Source organism: Acidithiobacillus ferrivorans, assembly GCF_016250455.1.
GTDB lineage: Bacteria > Pseudomonadota > Gammaproteobacteria > Acidithiobacillales > Acidithiobacillaceae > Acidithiobacillus > Acidithiobacillus ferrivorans.
In genome coordinates, this window is sequence record NZ_CP059488.1 from 2,760,071 (window position 1) to 2,780,869 (window position 20,799).

At 60.8% G+C, this 20,799-nt stretch carries 17 protein-coding genes; 5 read left to right on the forward strand and 12 right to left on the reverse strand.

What is annotated here, in order from left to right; genetic code table 11:
* Positions 1-2 precede the first annotated feature (2 nt).
* On the reverse strand, positions 3-1,295 hold the full coding sequence (locus H2515_RS13785; RefSeq protein WP_065412920.1) for a DUF445 domain-containing protein: 1,293 nt from the start codon (positions 1,293-1,295) through the stop codon (positions 3-5).
* A 168-nt stretch (positions 1,296-1,463) separates the two neighbouring features.
* Here H2515_RS13785 and H2515_RS13790 point away from each other — a divergent pair, with 168 nt between their 5' ends.
* The gene (locus tag H2515_RS13790; RefSeq protein WP_014027807.1) at positions 1,464-1,652 is read left to right on the forward strand and encodes a YqaE/Pmp3 family membrane protein; all 189 of its coding nucleotides are present in this window, start codon (positions 1,464-1,466) and stop codon (positions 1,650-1,652) included.
* Between the two features lie 175 nt (positions 1,653-1,827).
* Here H2515_RS13790 and H2515_RS13795 read toward each other — a convergent pair whose 3' ends face one another.
* The 5 genes from H2515_RS13795 to H2515_RS13815 form a co-directional block, all read right to left on the reverse strand.
* The gene (locus H2515_RS13795; RefSeq protein WP_198660409.1) at positions 1,828-4,956 is read right to left on the reverse strand and encodes a type I restriction endonuclease subunit R; all 3,129 of its coding nucleotides are present in this window, start codon (positions 4,954-4,956) and stop codon (positions 1,828-1,830) included.
* A gap of 313 nt (positions 4,957-5,269) precedes the next feature.
* Positions 5,270-6,676 carry an ATP-binding protein gene (locus H2515_RS13800; protein ID WP_198660410.1) on the reverse strand — a complete coding sequence of 469 codons (1,407 nt, stop codon included), beginning with the start codon at positions 6,674-6,676 and terminating at the stop codon, positions 5,270-5,272.
* A complete protein-coding gene (locus tag H2515_RS13805) occupies positions 6,673-7,980 on the reverse strand; it encodes a restriction endonuclease subunit S (RefSeq protein ID WP_198660411.1) in 1,308 nt (435 codons plus the stop codon). The genes H2515_RS13800 and H2515_RS13805 overlap by 4 nt, the downstream gene beginning before the upstream one ends.
* Positions 7,980-9,596 carry a class I SAM-dependent DNA methyltransferase gene (locus tag H2515_RS13810; protein ID WP_198660412.1) on the reverse strand — a complete coding sequence of 539 codons (1,617 nt, stop codon included), beginning with the start codon at positions 9,594-9,596 and terminating at the stop codon, positions 7,980-7,982. Before H2515_RS13810 ends, H2515_RS13805 begins: the two co-directional genes overlap by 1 nt.
* A gap of 397 nt (positions 9,597-9,993) precedes the next feature.
* Positions 9,994-10,464: a single-stranded DNA-binding protein gene (locus tag H2515_RS13815; RefSeq protein WP_198660413.1), complete on the reverse strand. Its 471-nt coding sequence runs from the start codon at positions 10,462-10,464 to the stop codon at positions 9,994-9,996.
* 86 nt (positions 10,465-10,550) lie between these two features.
* On the opposite strand from H2515_RS13815, the gene uvrA reads away from it, so the two are divergent.
* The 4 genes from uvrA (at position 10,551) to H2515_RS13835 (ending at position 16,607) form a co-directional block, all read left to right on the forward strand.
* Complete coding sequence (gene uvrA / locus H2515_RS13820) at positions 10,551-13,355, forward strand: excinuclease ABC subunit UvrA (protein WP_198660414.1); 2,805 nt, start codon at positions 10,551-10,553, stop codon at positions 13,353-13,355.
* Positions 13,356-13,421: 66 nt separating this feature from the next.
* Positions 13,422-13,976: a hypothetical protein gene (locus H2515_RS13825; protein WP_065412536.1), complete on the forward strand. Its 555-nt coding sequence runs from the start codon at positions 13,422-13,424 to the stop codon at positions 13,974-13,976.
* Positions 13,977-14,080: 104 nt separating this feature from the next.
* On the forward strand, positions 14,081-14,950 hold the full coding sequence (gene trxA / locus H2515_RS13830) for a thioredoxin (RefSeq protein ID WP_065412537.1): 870 nt from the start codon (positions 14,081-14,083) through the stop codon (positions 14,948-14,950).
* Between the two features lie 139 nt (positions 14,951-15,089).
* The gene (locus H2515_RS13835) at positions 15,090-16,607 is read left to right on the forward strand and encodes a Do family serine endopeptidase (protein ID WP_035190968.1); all 1,518 of its coding nucleotides are present in this window, start codon (positions 15,090-15,092) and stop codon (positions 16,605-16,607) included.
* 126 nt (positions 16,608-16,733) lie between these two features.
* On the opposite strand, the gene xerD is transcribed toward H2515_RS13835, so the two are convergent.
* The 6 genes from xerD to rpsP are packed head-to-tail and all read right to left on the reverse strand — an operon-like array spanning position 16,734 to position 20,782.
* On the reverse strand, positions 16,734-17,648 hold the full coding sequence (gene xerD, locus H2515_RS13840; RefSeq protein WP_198660415.1) for a site-specific tyrosine recombinase XerD: 915 nt from the start codon (positions 17,646-17,648) through the stop codon (positions 16,734-16,736).
* A gap of 8 nt (positions 17,649-17,656) precedes the next feature.
* Positions 17,657-18,862: a hypothetical protein gene (locus tag H2515_RS13845; protein ID WP_232821414.1), complete on the reverse strand. Its 1,206-nt coding sequence runs from the start codon at positions 18,860-18,862 to the stop codon at positions 17,657-17,659.
* Positions 18,863-18,913: 51 nt separating this feature from the next.
* A complete protein-coding gene (gene rplS, locus H2515_RS13850) occupies positions 18,914-19,258 on the reverse strand; it encodes a 50S ribosomal protein L19 (protein ID WP_014027793.1) in 345 nt (114 codons plus the stop codon).
* A gap of 21 nt (positions 19,259-19,279) precedes the next feature.
* Positions 19,280-20,023 (reverse strand): tRNA (guanosine(37)-N1)-methyltransferase TrmD, encoded by a 744-nt coding sequence (gene trmD / locus H2515_RS13855; RefSeq protein ID WP_198660417.1) that lies wholly within the window; start codon positions 20,021-20,023, stop codon positions 19,280-19,282.
* Positions 20,023-20,538, reverse strand: coding sequence for a ribosome maturation factor RimM (rimM, locus tag H2515_RS13860; protein WP_065412626.1), 516 nt, complete (start codon positions 20,536-20,538; stop codon positions 20,023-20,025). Before rimM ends, trmD begins: the two co-directional genes overlap by 1 nt.
* Positions 20,522-20,782, reverse strand: coding sequence for a 30S ribosomal protein S16 (rpsP, locus tag H2515_RS13865; protein WP_014027790.1), 261 nt, complete (start codon positions 20,780-20,782; stop codon positions 20,522-20,524). The genes rimM and rpsP overlap by 17 nt, the downstream gene beginning before the upstream one ends.
* Between the last annotated feature and the right edge of the window lie 17 nt (positions 20,783-20,799).

Here is a 20,799-nt window from a genome sequence, read left to right on the forward strand (position 1 = left end):
GGCTATATCAGCAACGGCACCGCCAGAGCCAGGGCGTGAATGGCAATGCCGAGCATCCCGCCCACCAGCGTTCCATTAACACGAATATACTGCAGGTCCGTACCCACCCCTTCCTCCAGGAGGCGGACCATGTCCTTATCCGGCCAGGCATGTATCGTCGCTTCGATGTGCTGGGCCAGGCCATCGCGCAGGGCAGGCGCCAGACGGCGGGCGCTGTCCTCCAGGTAGCCATTGAGCGCGTCGCGCAATGCCTGCTGCTCGCCCAGGAAAAGGCCCAGTTGCTGCGACAGGTGCTGCACCTGCCCCTGCAAGCGGGAATCCGGGCGCTGTAAGTCGCTTTCCAGCCAGGCCCGCAGATCACGAAGCAGGCCATCCATGTAGGTCTGCACCGCCGGATGGGCGATCAAACCGCTCTGCCAACGCTGTACCCGTGCCTGAAAGACCGCATCCGTCTGCAAACGCAGGATGGCATCCTGCATCCAGAGATCGAAAGCCAGGCGGCGGGGGTGCTCCGGGTCGTTCGCAATTTCCTGCAACAACTGATGTGCCGCTCTCACCAGATTGCGAGCCAGATTCTCACTCAGCGTGGCGGGGTCCATGACCGCCCCCATCCATGCAAAAAGCGTCGGATAGGCGCGCTTGAGAATCGTCCCGATCTGATCTGCCAGCAGGTGCTGCGTATCTTCACCATCCAGCCATCGGCGCAAGCGCTGAATGCCATCGTCGAGCAGGGTCTGGTGCCGATGATCTTCCGTCAACAGTGCCAGAATACTGCCTACCCAGCGTGCCCCGTCGATGCCCTGCAATTGCCGCCCCAGAACCGCCCGCAAGGCCGTGCGCAATTCGTCGTCATCACTGAGCGCCAGAGCCTTCTGGAGCAGAACGGCCACCTGCCGGGCCAACATCGCGCTGTTCCCGGCATCACTCAGCCACTGCGCCAGCCAGGTGGCCGGATCGGCGCGTCGCAACAGGCGCACAATGGCCTCGGCCTCCAGAAAGTGTTCGCGGACAAACTCCGCCAGACGGCGCGCCAGACGCGCCTTGTTCCGCGGCAGGATCGCCGTGTGCGGAATGGGCAATCCCAAGGGATGCCGGAAGAGTGCGACCACCGCAAACCAGTCCGCCAAAGCACCCACCATGGCCGCCTCCGCAAAGGCCCCCACCCAGGCCCAGGGCCCGGCAAAGTCATGTGCCGCCGCCACCAGAAACAGCGCCAGCGCCCCCAGCAACAAACCCAGCGCCCAGCGGCGCAGCACACGTAGTCTTTGAGTCCGATCTGGTTTGGCGGCGGTCACTATAGCTCCTGTAGGTGAGGGCGGGCACGGGCGCATCCCCGGGGTGTCTGGCCCGGAGTTTAGCAGAAGGCAGTGCTTGCCCGGTAAAAGTGCGGCAAGGGCTTGAAGCGCTGACAGCGCCGGTCGTAGTATGGACAGGCGACAAGAGAAGGCCTATAGGGGGAGCACATGCGCCTGTTTTTAGCTATTTTTCTGCCATTTGTGGTATTTTTCACTATTGGCCGCCCGATTGCAGGGATTGTTTGCCTGATTTTGCAGATCACGCTGATCGGCTGGGTGCCCGCGGCCATCTGGGCGGTGTATGCGCTGAGTCAGTACAAGACGGACAAGAAGATCGAAAGGGCGTTGGGGAGGTAAGATCCTGAGAAGACTCAATGAGGAGCGCTCGCAATCGGCTTTTCAGTTCGTTGCGCGCACTCCGTCCAAGCGAGGAAGTCGACCTCGTTAAAGATTCGTTATGGCTTGCCCAAGCTGTCGTGCCGTTGCCATGCTTACACCTCCCGCCTCACAGCGGCCTGTAACCCCGCCAAGATCATGCATAGACCCCAACATTCCGTTCAGGGTAGCTTTCGTACACATGCTCAAACACCGCCGAGCATTTCTGGTTGTACAGTTCGGGCGTATAGGCGCGGGGCAATGCACTGTCGAGGGTGTCCTCAATGGTCAGCTTCAACTGCGAGCGCGCCGTGGATTTTTGCCGCCAGTTCAGGACGAGCAGCACCTTCAGGCGCGCCAACAATTCACGGGCAGCCTTCTTCACTTCGGCGCGCTCTTCGGTCGTGAGCGCTGGGGCCGGACGGGTCAGGATGTCGAAGATGACCAATTCTTCTTCGCTCATGTGCTCGCGGACATGCCGTTCCTGCTCATCATTCAGGCTGTTCGACAGCTTGACCAGCTCCTCGAACAGTTCCTCGATACTGCGGCTGCCCGCGTTGTAGCTTTCGATCAGTGCTTCGAACTTCTCGGCAAAGTTGGCTCGGGTGCGATTTAACTGGATCATTCTTTCCAGTTGGGCGCGTATGGCGGCTTTGAGCACTTCGATATCGGTGTTTTTGTGCTTGGACTGTTTGAATCGCTGCACCAGCGCCTCGAAGTTAATCTTGGAGAGATCCAGCGCCGGAGGCCCCTGCTCACGAATGGCGTGTCCGGTGATGGACTCGTCAAGCAGGCCGTTAATCTCGCTCATCACCTGCGTGATGTCCGGCGGGTTCGGGTTCAGCTTGACGCGAATGACCTCGGCCAGTGTGGTCAGGCCAGCCACCCGACTGGCAAACTCCAGTGCCGTCGGGTCAGGTTTAACCGCACGATAAAGGGTACTCACCAGCCGTTCGTAGCCGAAAAACTCACGCCGCAGCGGATCGGGGGAAATCAACGCATTGATCGCGTCTTCAATCTTCTGCAAGCGATCCAAACTGCCCGCGCCCAGTGCCTCAATCTCATCCAGCATCACGCCATGACGGGTACAGAAGGCAGTCGCATCAATAATCGCCTTGCGCAACTCCTCGACCAGTTGCTGTTTGTCCTTGACCGGGCTCTTGCCGTCCTTGCCGGCCCCGTAGATGGCCAGTGCCTTTTCCAACGAGGCGAAGACGTTGGCGTAATCGACGATGACGCCGCTGTGCTTGCCGGGGAAGACCCGATTTGCGCGCGCGATGGTCTGCATCAGCGTGTGATTGCGCATCGGCTTGTCGAGATAGACCGTCGAGCAGCTCGGCGCGTCGAATCCGGTCAGCCACATGGCACAGACAAACACCAGGCGCAGCGGGTCGTCGGTGTCCTTGAACTTCTCGTCGAGCCCCGGCTGTGACTCGTTCATGCGCTTGCGGTGCGGCTCGATGTCGAGCCCCAGCTTCTGCATCTGCTGGATCTCGTTCTGCCCCGGCGAAACGATCACCGCCATGTCGGTGGTGGTCAGCACCGACAACCGCTGCTTGAGCTCAGCCATCCGCAGGTCGCGGCGGGCCTGTTCGGCTGTCATCCCCCTGCGGCGCGGCAGATAGGCCAGCTCGGCCAGATCCTTTTGCACCCGTTCGGTTTCCGCCGCCCAGTGCGCCTTCACCTTGTCGTGCATGCGCAGCGCAGTGGCCTTGTCGATGGACACGACCATCGCCTTGCCGACGAAGCCCCGGCCCAGGAAGTGCCGCACGATGTCCTGTGCCACGGTTTCCAGCCGGTCGTCGCGGGTAATCAGGTGGTATTGCCGCCCCAGCACCTTTTCCAGCTTGGCCTCTTGATCTGCATTGAGGTCGGCGTTCTCGATCAGCTCGTAGATCTCCTCGTTCAAGTCCGGGTTAATGAGCTGCAATTCCGGTGTGCGGTTCTCGTAAAACAGCGGCACGGTGGCGCCGTCCTCGATGGACTGCTGGAAGTCGTAGATCGAGACGTAGTCGCCAAATACCTCCTTGGTGCGCTCCTCGCTGGCGATCAGCGGCGTGCCGGTAAAGGCGAGGAACATCGCCTTGGGCAACGCGGCGCGCATGTTGAGCGCCAGCGTGTCGTACTGGCTGCGGTGCGCCTCGTCGGTCAGCACGATCACGTCGGAACGGTCGCACAGCAGCTCGGGCGTCTGAAACTTGTGCACCAGGGTAAAGACGTAGCGGTGGTTGCCGCGCAAAAGCTCGCGCAAGTGAGTGCCGCTGGCAGCGTGGCATGCGTCGCCTTCGGCCTCGCTCACTGCACCGGCGGTCTTGAACGTCTTGGCGATCTGCTCGTCCAGCTCCACCCGGTCGGTGACCACCACAAAGGTCCAGTTGCCGGTGAGCTTCCTCAACACCTTCTGCGCGAAAAACACCATCGAGAAGCTCTTGCCGCTGCCCTGCGTCTGCCAGAATACGCCGCCGCGCCCGTGGCCCATCTTGCGCGCTTCAAGCATCGAGGCGATAGCATTGTTCACGCCGAGAAACTGGTGGTTCTGGCCGAGAATCTTGACCAGCCCGGCCTTGTGCTCGGAAAACAGCGTGAAGTTCTCGACCAGATCGAGCAGGCGGGCGCGGTCGCAGGTGCCGCGCAGCACCACTTCCAGCGACACGCGGCGGGGTTCGTCCTCGCGCTCGATCCGTTTCCACTCCACCCAGCGCTCCCAGTCGGCGGTGAGCGAACCGACGCGGCTGTCGGTACCGTTGGAGGCTATAAGGAACGCGTTGCTCCAGAACAGCGCCGGAACCTGCTGCTTGTAGTGGGTGAGGTTCTCATCGAAGGCGGCACGCGCCGGCACGCCGGGTTTCTTGAGCTCGATCACCACCCAGGGCAGGCCATTGACGAAGCCGACCAGGTCAGGCCGGCAGGTGTAGAGCGCGCCGGTCACGCTGAACTGGCTGACCAGCAGGAAATCGTTGTTTTCGGGGTGTTCCCAATCCACCACGCGCAGGCGCTCAGTGGTTTGCCCCCCTCGCCCTCTAGGAGAGGGGCCGGGGGAGAGGGCATCGCGGTCGGGCACGGACACCGTGATGCCCTCCTTGAGCATCCCATAGACCTCGCGGTTGGCCGCCTCCAGGCTCATCGCCGAGCGGTCGCGGGTCAGCTCATCGACGGCGTTGCTGATCGCCTCCGGCGGCAGCGTGGGGTTGAATTTGCACAGCGCGGCGCGCAGGCGCTCCACCAGCACCGCCTCGCCCTTGGTCTCGCGCCCCAGCGTGCCGCCCGCGCCGAAGGTTTCCTCCATCGCCGACACCAGCTGCCAGCCCAACGCGCAAACAGCCCGATGGCGGGCTGTTCGACAAGCTGGTCTTCGGAGTAGGCGTGAGCGCTCATGGATGTAGTTGCAGAACTTCTATCAAAGACCCATCAAATAAATAAGTATTTGTTTATTAATGAATTACTTCCTTGGCGGCGCCCCCACCCTCTTGCCGGATCAAACAATTTCCGGGCGATGCAGAGTACCCCATCAAGCACCCATCAAACAAAACTCCCCTTCAACATCATGCGATTGCTCGCTTTCCGGCGACATCCCAAAGCAAGCCATCAAGCAAATCCCCCTAGGCCCAATAGGGAACATAACGCATCAGCTTGTTCGCCGCATCGGGGTCCGACGCACGAATCACATTCGCGGTGACGGCTTCACCCAAAAGGCGCGACGCGATGGCCGAATTTTTCTTGTCGATCTTGAATCGCTCGCGGATCGACTCGTTGTTGGTGAGCTGGTTGGTCACAAAACGCAAAACGCAGTGCTGATAGACCGCATTCACCCGTTCCTCGGGCGACAAATCCTTGAGGGGCTTGTAGCGTGACAGCACGACGGTCGTATGGCGCGTTCCCAGGCGGCAGCGGTACGGCGGCAACTGGTGCAGCTCGATCTGTGCCACCACGGCATCCATGCCGTGCCCGCGCTCCTCACAGATGCCCAGTTGCCGCAGCACATCGGCAAAGCGCTCGTTGCGCGACTGGTTCTCGTCGATGAAGCGGTCCAGCGGCAGAATCGGCAGACCGGGATTGGTCACCTCGATCCGGTCGCCGTAGATTTCCACCGTGATGCCGGTACCCTGCTCGGTCAGATCCTGATGGACGATGGCGTTGCCGATCAACTCACGGATCGCCTTGAGCGGATAGGCGTGCGTCGTGGTGCGCAGCGCGGCAGCGATTTCCTCGCTCGCCGGCAGTTGATCGAAGACGGTGTTGACCAGCCCCTCGAAGCCGACCGCGTAGCCTTTCTGGTCCGTGATGTCCTTGCCGTCGCGTACCTTCTGCTTCGATACCCCGTCATAGGCGATTAGCCGCACCCCCTTGCGCGCCACGGACTCGAAGTCGGTCAGACGCTTGGCGAGCAGCAAGGCGCCCAGGTTGGTGATCGTGAAAGTGCCGTCTTCGCGACGGACGAACCCTTTCCCCGCCAAGGTCTCGAGCACCTCGGCGCGCGTCGAGGGCAGGGGCCGCTTGCGCAGGTCGAAGTAGCCCTGCACATCCAGCAGCGAAACGACATCTTCTTCGGTGCAACCGCTGCACGCGGGCTGGTCAATGAAATCGGGCTTGCCCTCGTCGATGATGCGCTTCAACTGATCGGGCGTCATCGGCACCAGTTCCTCGCCGGCGCGCATCCAGTAGCGCCCGTCGTAGTGTAGCGGATGACCGACCGGGCGCGGCGGCACCTCGAAAACCAGCACGCGACCGTCAGGGTGTTGAATTTCCTGCCACAACACCTTGAGATGAATCCGTTCGTAAATGCCGGCCACCGTCTTTTCCGGCATCTCGAAGGCCGCCGTACCGACCACCCGACGCGGCGGCTTGTCGGTCACGCCGAACACGATGCGGCCGCCACCCTCGTTCGCCAGCGCGACGCAATAGTCCACCAGCTTTTCAAAGTGGAAGTTGCTCTTGGCCTCCTTGAACTCGATGTGCTCGTTCTCCGAGCGCACATCCAGCAGGGCGTTCAGTTCGGCTTCCGTCATGCGGCGACTCCTTCTGGAAGGGTCTCGACGGCGATCTGGCCGGAGAGCAGGCGTGGCAACAGTAGGTCGCGGGTGCGGCGGAGGTTTTGGATTTTCCGGCCAAGGGTTGCGACTTGTGTGAATAGCGATGCGACATGTCCGCGAAACTGTTCCCGAAGGGCTTCTGGTGGGACGACGCGATCAGTGTTGGCGATGTATTCCGTCCACTTGAAATTGGAGATGCCGGTGGACTGAACTTGGTACTGCTCAATCTCGCCGGATTCGTAGCCCTCAAGGAACGAAAGGTAGAGTAACTCCGAACCATAACCGGCGACATCTGGCTGGATGCGTTTACAGAAGCTTGCGCAAATAACGTCGCCGCCAAGACTGGCTAGGAGTTCAGGAGTAACAAGCAAGGTGCGGCCGACCGGCTGGCCTTTGCTGCCGCCGGAAACTTCAAACACGATGTCGCCCGCGACCAACCTGCGCGACCTCAGATTTGACGCCGAATGAAAACGGTACGGGACACTCGCGACTTGCGAATAGCGTGTCTCTGGAATGTCGGTGCCGCGAATGACCCAGGCAGGCTCGGTGTAGTCATCATCTGGCGTCTCTTTGCCCCAACCGCCGCCTATGTGCGCCGCAATAATTACTTCCAGCCTTTTCACCTCCCACCCCTGCGGAATCTCGCCGAGGGGAGAAGCGACGCGGGGGTGGTTTTTATGGCCGGGGAAGCGGAAGTGGACGAACCACTCGCGATAGAGGGCGCGGGCCATCGACTCCAGAATCTTGATGCGCCGCTGGCTGTTCTCGATAAGTTCGTCGTAGGCCGACAGGATGCCCGCGATGCGTTGCTGGATGGGGAGCGGGGGAAGAGGAAACTCAATGGTCTCAACTTTATAGATTCCGAGTTTCGGTTGAGCAGCGCCACCAGCAAGCACCTTCATTTGAGCCATAGCATCTTCGCTTAGAAGAGCATATTTCAGAAATGCTTGGTCAACCCTACCGTTGCTAACTATTTTGACGGCATTCTCCGTAAGGTTTGCACCATCGAGGTCTGGCGGCACAGCGCCCATTGCGCCAACATTTGCGCCAACAATCGTTAGACATACGTCGCCATTTTTTACCGTATATCGGGCCAGCTTTTGCGCGGTGACTTCGTCAATAAAAATGGGGTCAACAATTACCACCTTTCCACCACCGATGTCGCGAGCTCTGATATACGGATGGGCGGTCACTGACGTGGTGAAAGCTTTACCTGCCGGCAGCCTTTTCCCCCCGCGAATGCTGGCGACCTCACCAACCTTAACCTTTTCATAGCCCATTATTCGAGGAGCTCAGATACGTTGGCCGCGATGGTCTGTTCCAGTTCCCGTGCCTGCGCGTTCAGCGATTCCAGTTCCTCGTTCAGCGTTTCGAGTTGTTCCTTGAAGTCCTCGTCGCTGACGGCTTCGCCCGGCGCGACGCCGACATAGCGGCCGGGGTTGAGCGACCAGCCCTGGGCTTCGATCTCGGCCAGCGTCGCCGCTTTGCACAGGCCGGGCACGTCGGCATAGGCGGGCTTCTTGCCGAAAACTTCCTTGAGCTTGGCTTCGGCGTCACTGCCGCCGAGTGTGAGGTCAAGCGCCTCGCTGCGATAGAGGCGGACGAGATTGGCGATGAAGCCGATCTGTGCGGGCGTCCAGTCGCGGTGGGCGCGATCCATCTGGCGGTAGATGTGGCGGGCGTCAATGAAGAGAACGGTTTCGGCGCGTTTTGTCTTGGCCTTGCCCTTGTCGAAGAACCACAGGGTGCAGGGCAGAGTGACGGTGTAGAACATATTGGGGCCAACGGCGACCATGACATCTACCGCCCGCGCTTCGATCAGCTTTTGGCGGATTTCCTGCTCAGACGAACGCGCGTCGGAGGCCGAGTTGGCCATAACGAATCCGGCGCGGCCCTTGGCATTGAGCGACGAGTAGAAAAGCTGAATCCACAAATAGTTGGCGTTGTCCGTGCGCGGCAAGCCAAACGGGAAACGTCGGCCGGTGCCGACCATGTCCTTGAGCCGTTCCTTGTCCACCGCATTGACGTTGAAGGGCGGATTGGCGAGGACGAAGTCGAACTGGCCGGTGGCGTTGTGCGGGTCGTCGTAGTAGCTGTTGACGTTGCCGCCGTGGCGGATGTCGCCTTCCAGACCATGGACGGCGAGGTTGAGGCGGCACAGGCGGCCGGTTTCGTCGGTCTTTTCGACGCCGCAGATGGCGAGCTCGGCAGCGGGATTCTTCTGGTGCTCGGCGACGAAGCGCGCCGATTGCACGAACATGCCACCGGAGCCGCAGGCGGGGTCGAGGATGCGGCCGTGGAAGGGCTCGATGACTTCGGTGAGCAGCTTGACGATGGCGCTTGGCGTGTAGAACTCGCCGCCCTTCTGGCCCTCCGTGCGGGCGAACTCGCCGAGGAAGTATTCGTAGATGCGGCCGAAGGCGTCGTAATCGACGCTCGCCGGAATTTCGGAAACCTTCTTCAGCAGCTCCTTGAGCAAGGTGCTGGTGAAGAGGTTGTAGGTTTTGGGTAGAACCCCGGCGAGCTGCGGGTTGTGCTTCTCAATCTCGCGCATCGCCGCGTTCAACTTGGCACCGATGTCTGCGGCCTCGGGAAGCGTGAGCAGGGTGTCGAAGCGTGCCTCGGGGCTCAGGTAGAGGATGCCTTCGGCGTGGTAGGCGGCGGGCTCATCGACGCGGCTGCCGCGCCGCGAAGAAGCGCCGGCGGCTTCAAGCCTGGTGCGCTGGAGGGCAAAGCGCACTTCGGCAAAACGCAGGAAGATGAGGCCAAGGATGGGACCGGAGTATTCCTGCGCCTTCAGGCCCGAGTTGGCGCGAAACTGGTCGGCGGTATCCCACAGGCGCTTCTCCAGCGTGGCGCTGGCGGTATCTTTTTCGGAGGGGGCGATCCAGTGCATGGTTAGTTATCTCTTGGTCTGTCCCTATTTACGGGGGTTAATCCACGGCGGGTAGAGGTCTCGACTGTTCCACTCGATCCTTTACATACATCCCATCCTCAATACCCCGAGTTCCTGTCTGAATTTTACATGGTTAGTAATCCACTCAGACTCACTGGTCTTCGCCCCCATTCTAGAGGCTCGACGGAACCATCCTACACCATACTCTCCCAGCATAACTGTATGGCTGACATTTACGAGGCTTGTTCAGGTTCACTTTCGTTACGGGCTGTATGCTCGCGCGCACCCACGGTCTGGGTCTGGGGCCACGTTTGTCCGGCATCGCTCCCGTGCTTCAGTCACCATCCACACGTATGCCATCGCTACTCCACCAACTAACCGATTGTGGAGGTGGGAACTAGAACGGAATATCATCATCAAAATCCTCCGCCGGCGCGGGCGGCATCTCACTCTTCCGCGAACTCCCCGCACTGCTGCTGCCGCCACTCGGCCGGGACTGATCTTCCTCATCAAAGCTCGCCGCACCGCCGCCGCCCCCACGCGCGCCCACCAGTTGCAGACGATCGCCGACGATCTCCGTGGTGTAGCGCTCCTGCCCTTCCTTGTCGGTCCACTTGCGCGTCTGCAGGCGGCCTTCCACATAAGCCATGCTACCCTTGCGCAGGTATTCGCCGGCGATTTCTGCGGTGCGTCCGAAGAGCACGACGCGATGCCATTCGGTGCGCTCCTGCTTGTTGCCTTCCTTGTCCTTGAAGGTCTCAGAAGTCGCGACGCTGAAGTTCGCGATGGCGCCACCACTGGGCTGATAGCGCATCTCCGGGTCCCGTCCCAGATGCCCCAACAATATGACCTTATTCACTCCCGCCATCGTCTGATCTCCTTATGGTCAAGGGGACGGGTGTCCCCGAAAGCTTTATACTAACCCATTGTCCCCAAAAAGAGCATGTCGGCTGCATGGAACACATCCATATCCGGGGCGCCCGCACCCACAACCTCAAGAATATTTCTCTTACCTTACCGCGCGACCGCCTCATCGTCATCACCGGGCTGTCCGGATCGGGCAAGTCGTCGCTGGCCTTCGACACCCTCTACGCCGAAGGTCAGCGCCGCTATGTGGAAAGCCTCTCGGCCTATGCCCGCCAGTTTCTTTCCCTCATGGGCAAGCCGGATGTGGACGCGATTGAAGGGCTCTCCCCGGCCATCGCCATAGAGCAGAAGTCCACCTCCCACAATCCCCGTTCCACCGTCGGCACCATCACCGAGATTCACGACTATTTGCGCCTGCTCTATGCCCGTGCCGGCACCCCATGGTGCTGCGGCGCGCCCATTCAGAGTCAGACCATCAGCCAAATGGTCGATCAGCTCCTGGCCCTGCCCGAAGGCGAAAAGCTCATGATCCTGGCACCGGTGCTGCGTGACCGCAAAGGCAGTCACGAGGACATCATCGGCAGCCTGCGTGCCCGCGGCCTGATTCGCGCCCGGGTGGATGGTCAACTCCTCGAACTGGACGAAATCCCTGCACTCGACAAGAAGCGCAAGCATCGCATCGAGGCCGTCATCGACCGACTGGTACTGCGCGCCGACAGCGGGCCGCGCTTGGCCGAGTCTCTGGAAACCGCCCTCAGCCTCGCCGAGGATCAGGCCATCGCCGTCCTCATGGGACCACAGCATGCGGAAGAGCGGCTATTTTCCGCGCACCATGCCTGCCCCAGTTGCGGGCGCTCCTTCCCGCCTTTGGAGCCGCGCCTCTTCTCCTTCAACAATCCCGCCGGGGCCTGCCCGCGCTGTGACGGCCTCGGCGAGATCACCTTTTTTGACCCCGATCTGATCGTCCCCAATCCGGAACTGAGCCTGCGTGATGGGGCCATCGCCACCTGGACCAAGCGCCATCAGGAGCACTACGCACCCCTGCTCACGGCGCTGGCCGCACACTTTCATTTTTCCCTGGATACCCCATGGCGGGATCTGCCTTTCGATATTCGCGAGCAGATTCTCCACGGCAGTCCTGAACGCATCACCGTCCAGCAAGGGACGCACAGTCACCAGCTGAACTTCGAGGGCGTCGTTGCCGGTCTGGAACGGCGCCTGCGTGAAACCCAGTCCAACCTCGTCCGCGAAGAAATCATGCGCTATATGGGCCGCCTGCGCTGTCCGGCCTGCAATGGCAGCCGCCTGCGTGAAGAAGCGCGCATGGTCAGGGTTGGCTCGCTGGCCATTCAGGAAGCCTCGGTGCTGTCCATCCGCGAGTCATTGCAACACTTCACCCATCTGCAACTGGAAGGGCAGGCAGCCCTCATCGCCGAGCGCATCCTCAAGGAAATCGGCAGTCGTCTGAAGTTTCTGGTGGATGTCGGCCTCGACTACCTCAGCCTCGACCGCTCCGCCGAAACCCTGTCGGGTGGGGAAGCGCAGCGTATCCGTCTCGCCTCGCAGATTGGCGCCGGTCTGGTGGGGGTGATGTACGTCCTCGACGAGCCCTCCATCGGCCTGCACCAACGCGACAACGACCGCCTCATTGGCACGCTCAAGCATCTGCGCGATCTCGGCAACACCGTCATCGTCGTCGAGCATGATGAAGACGCCATCCGCGCCGCCGATTATGTGGTGGACATGGGGCCGGGCGCTGGCACCCACGGCGGTGAAGTCATCGCCCAGGGCACGCCGGAAGAAATCCGCGCCAACCCGGACTCGCTGACCGGACGCTATCTGACCGGAGACCTCTGCATCGCCGTCCCCGAGCAGCGGCGTAGCAATGCCAGCCAGCGCTGGCTGGAGGTGCAAGGCGCCACCGGTAATAACCTGAAGTCGGTGGATGCGCGTATCCCCATCGGCCTCTTCACCTGTATCACCGGGGTCAGCGGTTCCGGCAAATCCACCCTCATCAATGACACCCTCTACCCCGCTTGCGCCCGCGTGCTCATGGGCAGCAGCCAGAGCCCGGCGCCGCACAAGCAAATTCGTGGACTGGAGGAGCTGGACAAGGTCATCGCCATCGACCAGAGCCCCATCGGCCGCACCCCGCGCAGCAATCCGGCTACCTATACCGGGCTGTTTACTCCTATCCGCGAACTCTTCGCCGCCACCAGCGAGGCCCGCACCCGCGGTTACAATCCCGGCCGCTTCAGTTTCAACGTCAAGGGGGGGCGCTGCGAAGCCTGCGAAGGCGACGGCGTCATCCGGGTGGAAATGCACTTTCTGCCGGACATTTATGTCCCCTGCGATATCTGCGGCGGCAAGCGCTACAAACGCGAGACCCTGGATGTTCACTACAAGGGCAAAAGTATCCATGATATCCTGGAGATGGCGGTAGAGGACGCGCGGACCTTTTTTGACCCCGTCCCCTCCGTCGCCCGCAAGCTGCAGACCCTGCTGGATGTGGGCCTCGGTTATTTGCGTCTGGGACAGTCGGCGACGACTCTCTCCGGTGGCGAAGCACAGCGCGTCAAGCTCTCCCGCGAACTGTCCCGCCGCGATACCGGGCGAACCCTCTACATCCTCGACGAGCCCACCACCGGCCTGCACTTCCATGACATCGCCCTGCTCCTCGATGTACTGCAGAAGCTGGCCGACGCGGGCAACACCATCGTCGTTATCGAACACAATCTGGACGTCATCAAGACGGCGGACTGGCTCATCGACCTCGGCCCCGAGGGGGGGTCCGGTGGCGGCCAAATCATCGCTACCGGCACGCCGGACGAGGTGGCGCACAATCCCCTGTCCCATACCGGGCATTATCTGGCGCGACATCTCAATCGTTGAGCTTTTTTGCACGCCCGCAGCCAATGCCGCAAAATAAGCGGCAACCATATAACTGGAATTCACCGCATGTCCGTCCTCCCCGAACGTCGAGAGCAGATCCGTAGCGCCCACGCAGCAATCATCCTGCAGGTCGTCGCCGCCTGCCAGAATACCCATCTCCGGGCGCCGCTGGAAGAAAATCTGCGCGTCGCCGCCGCCAATGGCTGGGGCGATCTGGTTGCCGTCATCCGCCACATACTGGCCGGACGGCGGGAGCCGGGTTTGCTGCAGGGACTGGACGAAGAAGACGGCATCATTATCGAATCCATCCTCATGGGCCTGCAAAATCCAGAGACCTTGCCCAAAGCCGGAGACCCGGCTGATCCCACCCTCGCCGCGCCCGGTCTGGCCAGCGTTATCCTCGCCGCCCGCCGCGGTGAGCCGGGAGCCTTGGCCTGGCTGGGCGATATGGCCAGTCAGATGCAGCGGGCCGGCGGCGATATGGCGCGCATGGGCGCGGCCCTTGGCCCCCTCTCCCGGAACCAGTACGACCGCCTTAAACTGGAGCGCGGCATGGGACCCCTCGGGCGTAGTCTGCTCCAGTCCGTGCTGGACGCTCTGGCTAAAGCTGAACAGCAGTAAGCGCCCCGGAAATCGGCCGCACCTTGAAAAGACCCCTTTTTGACCATACCTGAAACGATAAATAAAGGCGTTACAGTCTATCCTCTTCTTCTCAGGAGTTTCGTATGGCAGTCAGTGAACACGTTCTCGAAGTGAATCTCGTTAATTTTCAGGAAGCTGTCGTCGGGCTATCCCGGAAGGTGCTGGTACTGGTCGATTTCTGGGCACCATGGTGCGCACCCTGCCGAACCCTGGGTCCGGTCCTCGAAAAACTGGCGGCAGAAATGGACGGCGCCTTCGTGCTCGCCAAGGTCAACTCTGACGAAAACGCCGACCTGTCGCGCCAGTATCAGGTACGCGGCATCCCGGCCGTCAAGGCCTTCAAGGATGGCAAAGTCGTCGATGAATTTACCGGGGCGCTGCCCGAATCCGCCGTGCGTCAGTTCATCAAGAAAAACCTGCCGCTGCCAGGTGACGACCTGCGCGTGCAGGCCCTTGACGCCATTGCCCAGGGCAAAGCCGCAGAGGCCGAAGCATTGCTGAAACAGGCCATCAGCCTCAACCCCAGGAACGATTCGGCACGCCTGGCACTGGCGCACTTAGCCATCCAGCAGGGCCGCCATGCCGACGCCCAGGCCCAGATCGACGCCATGTCCCCCACCTTTCAAATGGAAACTGAGGTCGAAGGCCTGAAAGCCCTGCTGGAATTCACTGCGGCAGCCCGCAGCATACCACCCATGACCGAACTGGAAGCCACCATCGCCAGCGCAAATGGCGACTCCCGTGCCCAGGCCATGTATCAGCGATCCTTACTTCTGCTCTTGCAGGGGCAAGAGGAAGCGGCCCTGGATCAGCTCATCGGGATGGTCGAGCGCCACAAAAACTATCAGGACGGCCTGGCCCGCAAAACCGTACTTAAAATATTTGCGTTGCAAGGTAATCAGGGACCACTGGTAGAGCTTTACCGGACCCGCCTGTCCCGCGCTTTGCACTGAGGACATTGCTGCCAGCTATCGTCTCCCATTGCGAGTTATGTGTTATGTTGTGTGGATTGGCTGGAACTCCCGGCCTACTCCCGGAGTCCAACCCGGGTCATACCGAAAGCTGCAAGACAAAAACCCGAAGGAGAATCATATGGCGAATGATCGCCCGAATTCCATGTTAAAGCGCCGTAAACTAGTAGTTACTGCCGTGGTAGCGGCGTGTTTTGGTTTTGCCCTGGGTGCAACGGAGTGGGCACAAGCCGATGCGCCGACGGCACCAGCTTTGTCTATCTCGACAAACACAGCGCCCCAACAAGCACTGGTCGCTCTGCCGGATTTCACCCCGATTATCGACCGCTACGGCCCAGCGGTAGTGAATATCAGCAGCACCACGAATAAGGTCATCCACCAGCAGGCCAACCCTTTTCCACCCAATTCGCCTTTTTATCAGTTTTTTCATCACTTCATGGCTCCCGGACAAAACGGCTCAGGTCCACAGCAGCATGAAAAAATCCAATCGCTCGGCTCCGGTTTCATCATCAGTCCTGATGGCTATATCGTCACCGCCGGCCACGTCGTACGCGGCGCCAACCATGTCGTCGTCACCCTCACCAATCACCACGCCTATCCGGCCAAGCTGATCGGTCTTTCAGTACGTTATGACACGGCGCTGCTCAAAATTAACGCCAAGGACCTGCCCACCGTGCCCCTCGGCAATTCGGATGACATGAAGGTCGGCCAATGGCTACTCGCCGTCGGCGCGCCTTTCGGCTTTTACAACACCGTGACCCAAGGTGTGGTCAGTGCCATGAACCGCCCACTGCCCGATGACGAATACATCCCCTTCATCCAGAGCGACGTGCCCATCAATCCCGGCAACTCGGGCGGACCGCTCTTCAACATGAAGGGCCAGGTGGTCGGCATCAATGATCAGATCTATACCAACAGCGGCGGCTACATGGGCCTGTCTTTCTCGATTCCCATCAATACCGTGATGCGGGTGGTGCAGGACTTCAAGGACCACAAAGCGATCCAGTTCGGCTATCTGGGCGTAGAAGTGCAGGATGTCACGCCGCCCATGGCGCAAGCACTGCATCTCAAGGAACCGGTGGGCGCACTCGTCGCCTCCGTCATGCCGGGCAGCCCGGCCGCCAAGGCGGGCATCAAGCCCGGTGACGTCATTGTCACTTATGACAACAAGCCGGTGTACAATGTCGGGCAACTGCCGCCTATGGTTGGCAATACCCTGCCGGGCACGCAGGCTAAGGTCGGTATCCTCCACCGCGGTGCGGCGGAAACCAAAGATGTCCTGGTTACTGCCCTACCCAAAAACATGGCAGGGCCTTCCGGCAGCCAGGAACCTGCCCAGCCTGCCCAAGTGGGCAAAGTCTCCCGTATGGGCATCCATGTCCAGTCTCTGACCCCCAACATTGAGAAGCAATTGAACGTGCATCACGGTGTCGTGGTGGTCGGGGTCAGTGAAGGGGCGGCAGCAGAAGCCGGGATTATGCCAGGCATGATCATCCAGCAGATGGATCAGCAAGACGTCAACAGTCCCACCGAGTTGGAGCACATTGTCGCCAGTCTGCCTGCGAACCAACCCATCCCGTTACTGGTGCGGCAGGGCAAGGCGAGCATCTATGTGGTGGTGACCTTACCTAAAAAATAAGTCTGGTTTTGCAGAAAAACACCCCGTGGCGCACCATCGGTCGCGGGGTGTTTTTTGTTCGTGATCGGAGCATGGCTAGTCTCTCACCGCCTCCCAGAACCTCAGATTCTGGGAATTACAGAAGCATCACCCGCGCGGGTGATGCTTCTGATGTAATTCCTTGAGCCTCGCCTGCGCCACATGGGTATAAATCTCCGTGGTGGAGAGATTTGCGTGGCCAAGCATCAACTGCACACTGCGCAGATCCGCGCCATGATTCAGCAGATGGGTAGCGAAGGCGTGGCGCAAGCTATGCGGCGACACGGTCTGAGTAATTCCAGCGGACTGCGCGTAATGCTCAATGTTTTGCCAGAAACGCTGCCGCGTCATGGCAGCCCCGCGTCCCGTCACAAAAATGGCGGCACTGATGCGTTCGCCCAATATCTGCGGACGACCACTTTGCAGATACTGCGCCATGCGTCCGGCGGCCACTTCCCCCATGGGCACCAGGCGTTCCTTGCGACCCTTGCCAAAAACCACCACCAGATCGGCACTGAGGTCCACCTGGCGCATCTCCAGATTCACCAGCTCCGACACCCGCAAACCGCAGGCGTACATCAACTCCAGCATGGCTGCATCGCGCAGTCCCAAAGGGCGTGTGCAATCGGGGGCCAGCAGCAATGCCTCTATTTCTGTTTCACTGAGGACATGGGGTAACGCGCGACCAAGGCGGGGACTTTGCAGGTTACGGCTGGGATCACGGATTACCCAGCCCTCCCGCTCTGCGTGACCGTAGAAGCGGCGCATGCTGGAAAGCAGCCGGGCCACGGAGCGCAAGGCCGCCCCGGATTGTAACTTCTGCCCCAGCAGGCGTGCCAGCGCCCCTTCATCGGCGGTACCCAGACTCAGACCCTGCGCCGCGAGCGCGACGGCCACCTGCAGAAGATCCTGCCGGTAGGCGACAAGGGTATTTTCACCGAGGTTTTTTTCCAGCCACAGCGCGTCGAGAAAGGCATCAATCTGCTGGCGTTCGACTGGCAGGGCAGCAGATGCGGTACTCATTGACTGGTCTATGCCAGATACAGACGCATCACTACCAGAGGGTGAATCCATGCCAATGGGCCTCCCGTCAAGGACCCGGCGCGCTGCGCAGTGCGCCACAAAGACCAAAAACCCACCGGGCAAGCTTGTGCCACACCACGCTCTGCCACCTGCAACCACCACTGCGGGCCAGCATCGGCAGCGGCGGCATATAATGCACTCTGCCAGCTCCATGGCGCAGGTACTGGCTCCGTGGCTGCCCGTTCACGATAAGCGGCCAGCGTGCAGAAATCCGGCCAGTCTTCCTGACGCTGCCATCCGGCAAAGCCAAAAGTAGTCGCTGCAGCGCTGAACAACACTTTTCGTGCCTGCCGCAAACTGCGGTGCGGTAAGGCCAGCAAACTGCCGAGCCAGACATAGAGACGGATCAGTGGCAGAGGGTCCTTGCCACCACCACCCTCAATGATCATCAGGGTAACGGTCAGGAAAAGCTGGCGTATGGCGTCCATAGGCTGGTCGCCGAGGGCGCGGATACGCCCCATGAAGGCGGGCAAATCGCGTTCTCGCAGGGCATGGAGCAGGGGTTTGTCCGTGGCCGGGGCGCGGCTGGCACGCCCTTCAGGAACCACCACCGCTACCCCGGCAGGCAGTTGCCAGTGACTCTGCAAAAGCGCCATCGCCCCCAGTGAGAAGGGCTGAGCGGGGAGATCGGCGGCGGCATCATGCCACTGTCCATAGAGAATGGTGCGCAAGCCTTGGGCATGATTGTCATCGGCTAGGCGCTGGGCCAGCCGGGTAAGGACGATTCGCCGGGCGTTCTCGTCCTCCGCCATACTGAACAGCAGCGGCGCCAGCGTCTCCAGATCACCGTCTTCAATAGCCTTGGCGAAGGTGTCCGCCTCCATGTCCAAGGGCATGGGGTTGGCGGCCTCAGACCTCAGCGCAGCGGGCAGGATAGCTGCTGGCTGCACCAGCGATGCCTCCTGCACCTGCAAGGCAGTCGCTAACAGTGCAGGGGGCAAAGACTCCGCCTCAGCGAGGAGCGCCAGGGTGTCCGCCATAATCTGCAGGGCCTGCGCATCTGCGGCGGCGGCCCACCAGTGCGGCAACAAACTCTGTTGCCAAGCAGCGCGCAAGGCCAAGCGCTGAGCGGAATCGGCCCAGAGGATTTCCCGCCCAGATACGGAAGCAGAACGCCAGTGTTCGAGGATCGCCCGCGAACCCGGCGTTAGCATGCTCTCATCCAACCCGAACCCGGCCATGGCCGAGTGCCGCGTCAGATTGCATCAGCCCAGCTTTTCCTTGATGCGTGCGGCCTTACCAGAAAGATCACGCAGGTAGTAGAGCTTGGCGCGGCGCACATCACCACGACGCTTCACTTCGACTTTGGTCACCAGCGGCGAATAGGAGGGAAACACGCGCTCCACCCCTTCACCGTTAGAGATTTTGCGGACCGTGAAAGCAGAGTGCAGGCCACGATTACGGCGTGCAATGCAAATGCCCTCAAAAATCTGGATACGCTCGCGGTCGCCTTCCTTCACCTTTACGTGAACGGCTACTGTGTCGCCCGCACCAAAAGTCGGCAGTACCGACTTCATTTGTTCCTGATTGATTTCGTCAATGATGTTCATACCCAACTCCTTAGCCTAGTATTACTGCGTTTCGCCGCCCTGACGGCGATACTCTTCCAATAATTCTTTTTCACCCGCCTGCAAGCCTCTTTGCGCCAGCAAATCCGGGCGTCGCTCGGCGGTGCGGCCAAGCGACTGTTGCAAACGCCAGCGGCGGATACGCCCATGGTCTCCAGATAACAGCACCTCCGGAACACTTTCCCCGGCAACCACTTCGGGCCGGGTATAATGCGGGCAGTCCAACAAACCAGATGCCGCAAAACTGTCCTCCACTGCTGAATCCGCATGCCCCAGCAGGCCCGGCAACTGGCGCGCCACTGCCTCCATCAGCACCAGCGCCGGCAACTCACCACCCGCCAGCACGTAGTCACCGATGGACCATTCCGCATCCACCGCCGCCAGCACCCGCTCATCAATGCCTTCATAGCGGCCAGCCAGCAAAATCAGACCAGGCACCGCTGCAAAATTCTGCACGGCCTGCTGCTGCAAGCGCTGCCCCTGGGGCGACAAGTAAATCACCGGCGCCCCGGGGTTGGCCTGCCGCGCTGCCGCAATGGCCGCCAGCAAAGGCGGCGCCATTATCAGCATTCCCGGCCCCCCCCCGAAAGGGCGGTCATCCACCCGCCGGTAGGCGTTGTCACTGAAATCCCGCAGGTTCCAGGTATGCACCTCAATCAGCCCGCGGGTCAGCGCGCGTCCGACAATGCCCTCCTGCAAATAACCATGGATCAGCCCCGGAAAAATGGTGATAACATCGAAACGCATCACCAGTCGGCTTGCCAATCCACGATCACTTGCCCGGCGGTCAGATCCACACCCGCAGAGGCTTCGGCCGACCATGGAACGAGCAGCTCACCGCCCTTGCCGTCGTCGACCACCATCACGTCATTCGCTCCGGTCTCCAGGAAGGCAGCCACGGTGCCCAAAGCGACGCCCTCACGGTTCAGTACCCGCAACCCGATCAGCATGCTCCAGTAAAATTCACCAGCCCCCAGATCAGGCAATTCGGCTCTGAGCACGGCAATCTCCTGCCCGATAAGGGCACGCGCCTGCTCACGGTCATCCACCTGCTTAAGCTTGGCCACCACACCCTCGCCCTGCATACGCCCGTCCTCCAGCACCCAAAGACGCCGATCCGGGCCGAGATACCAGGGCGAGTAGTCGAGAATGGTGTCGCGCTCTTCGGTAAAAGAAAAAACCTTTACCATACCGCGCAAACCATAGATGCCGGAGACGCGCCCCAGCACCACCCACTCCCCGGCGTCAGACGCTGGCAACACCCGTCTTGCTCACGCCTTCTTTCTTCAGAAAGCCGGCGACGGTGTCGGACGGCTGGGCACCCTGGCTCAACCAGTAAACGGCGCGTTCTTTATTGATCCGCAGCTCGGCTACTGCGCCAATGGGATTGTAAAAGCCCAGGCGCTCAATAAAACGACCATCCCGGCGGCTACGGCTGTCGGTCACCACAATGTGATAAAAAGGCCGCTTCTTGGCGCCGCCCCGGGCCATACGAATGACTACCATGTGTTCTCCTTAACCAT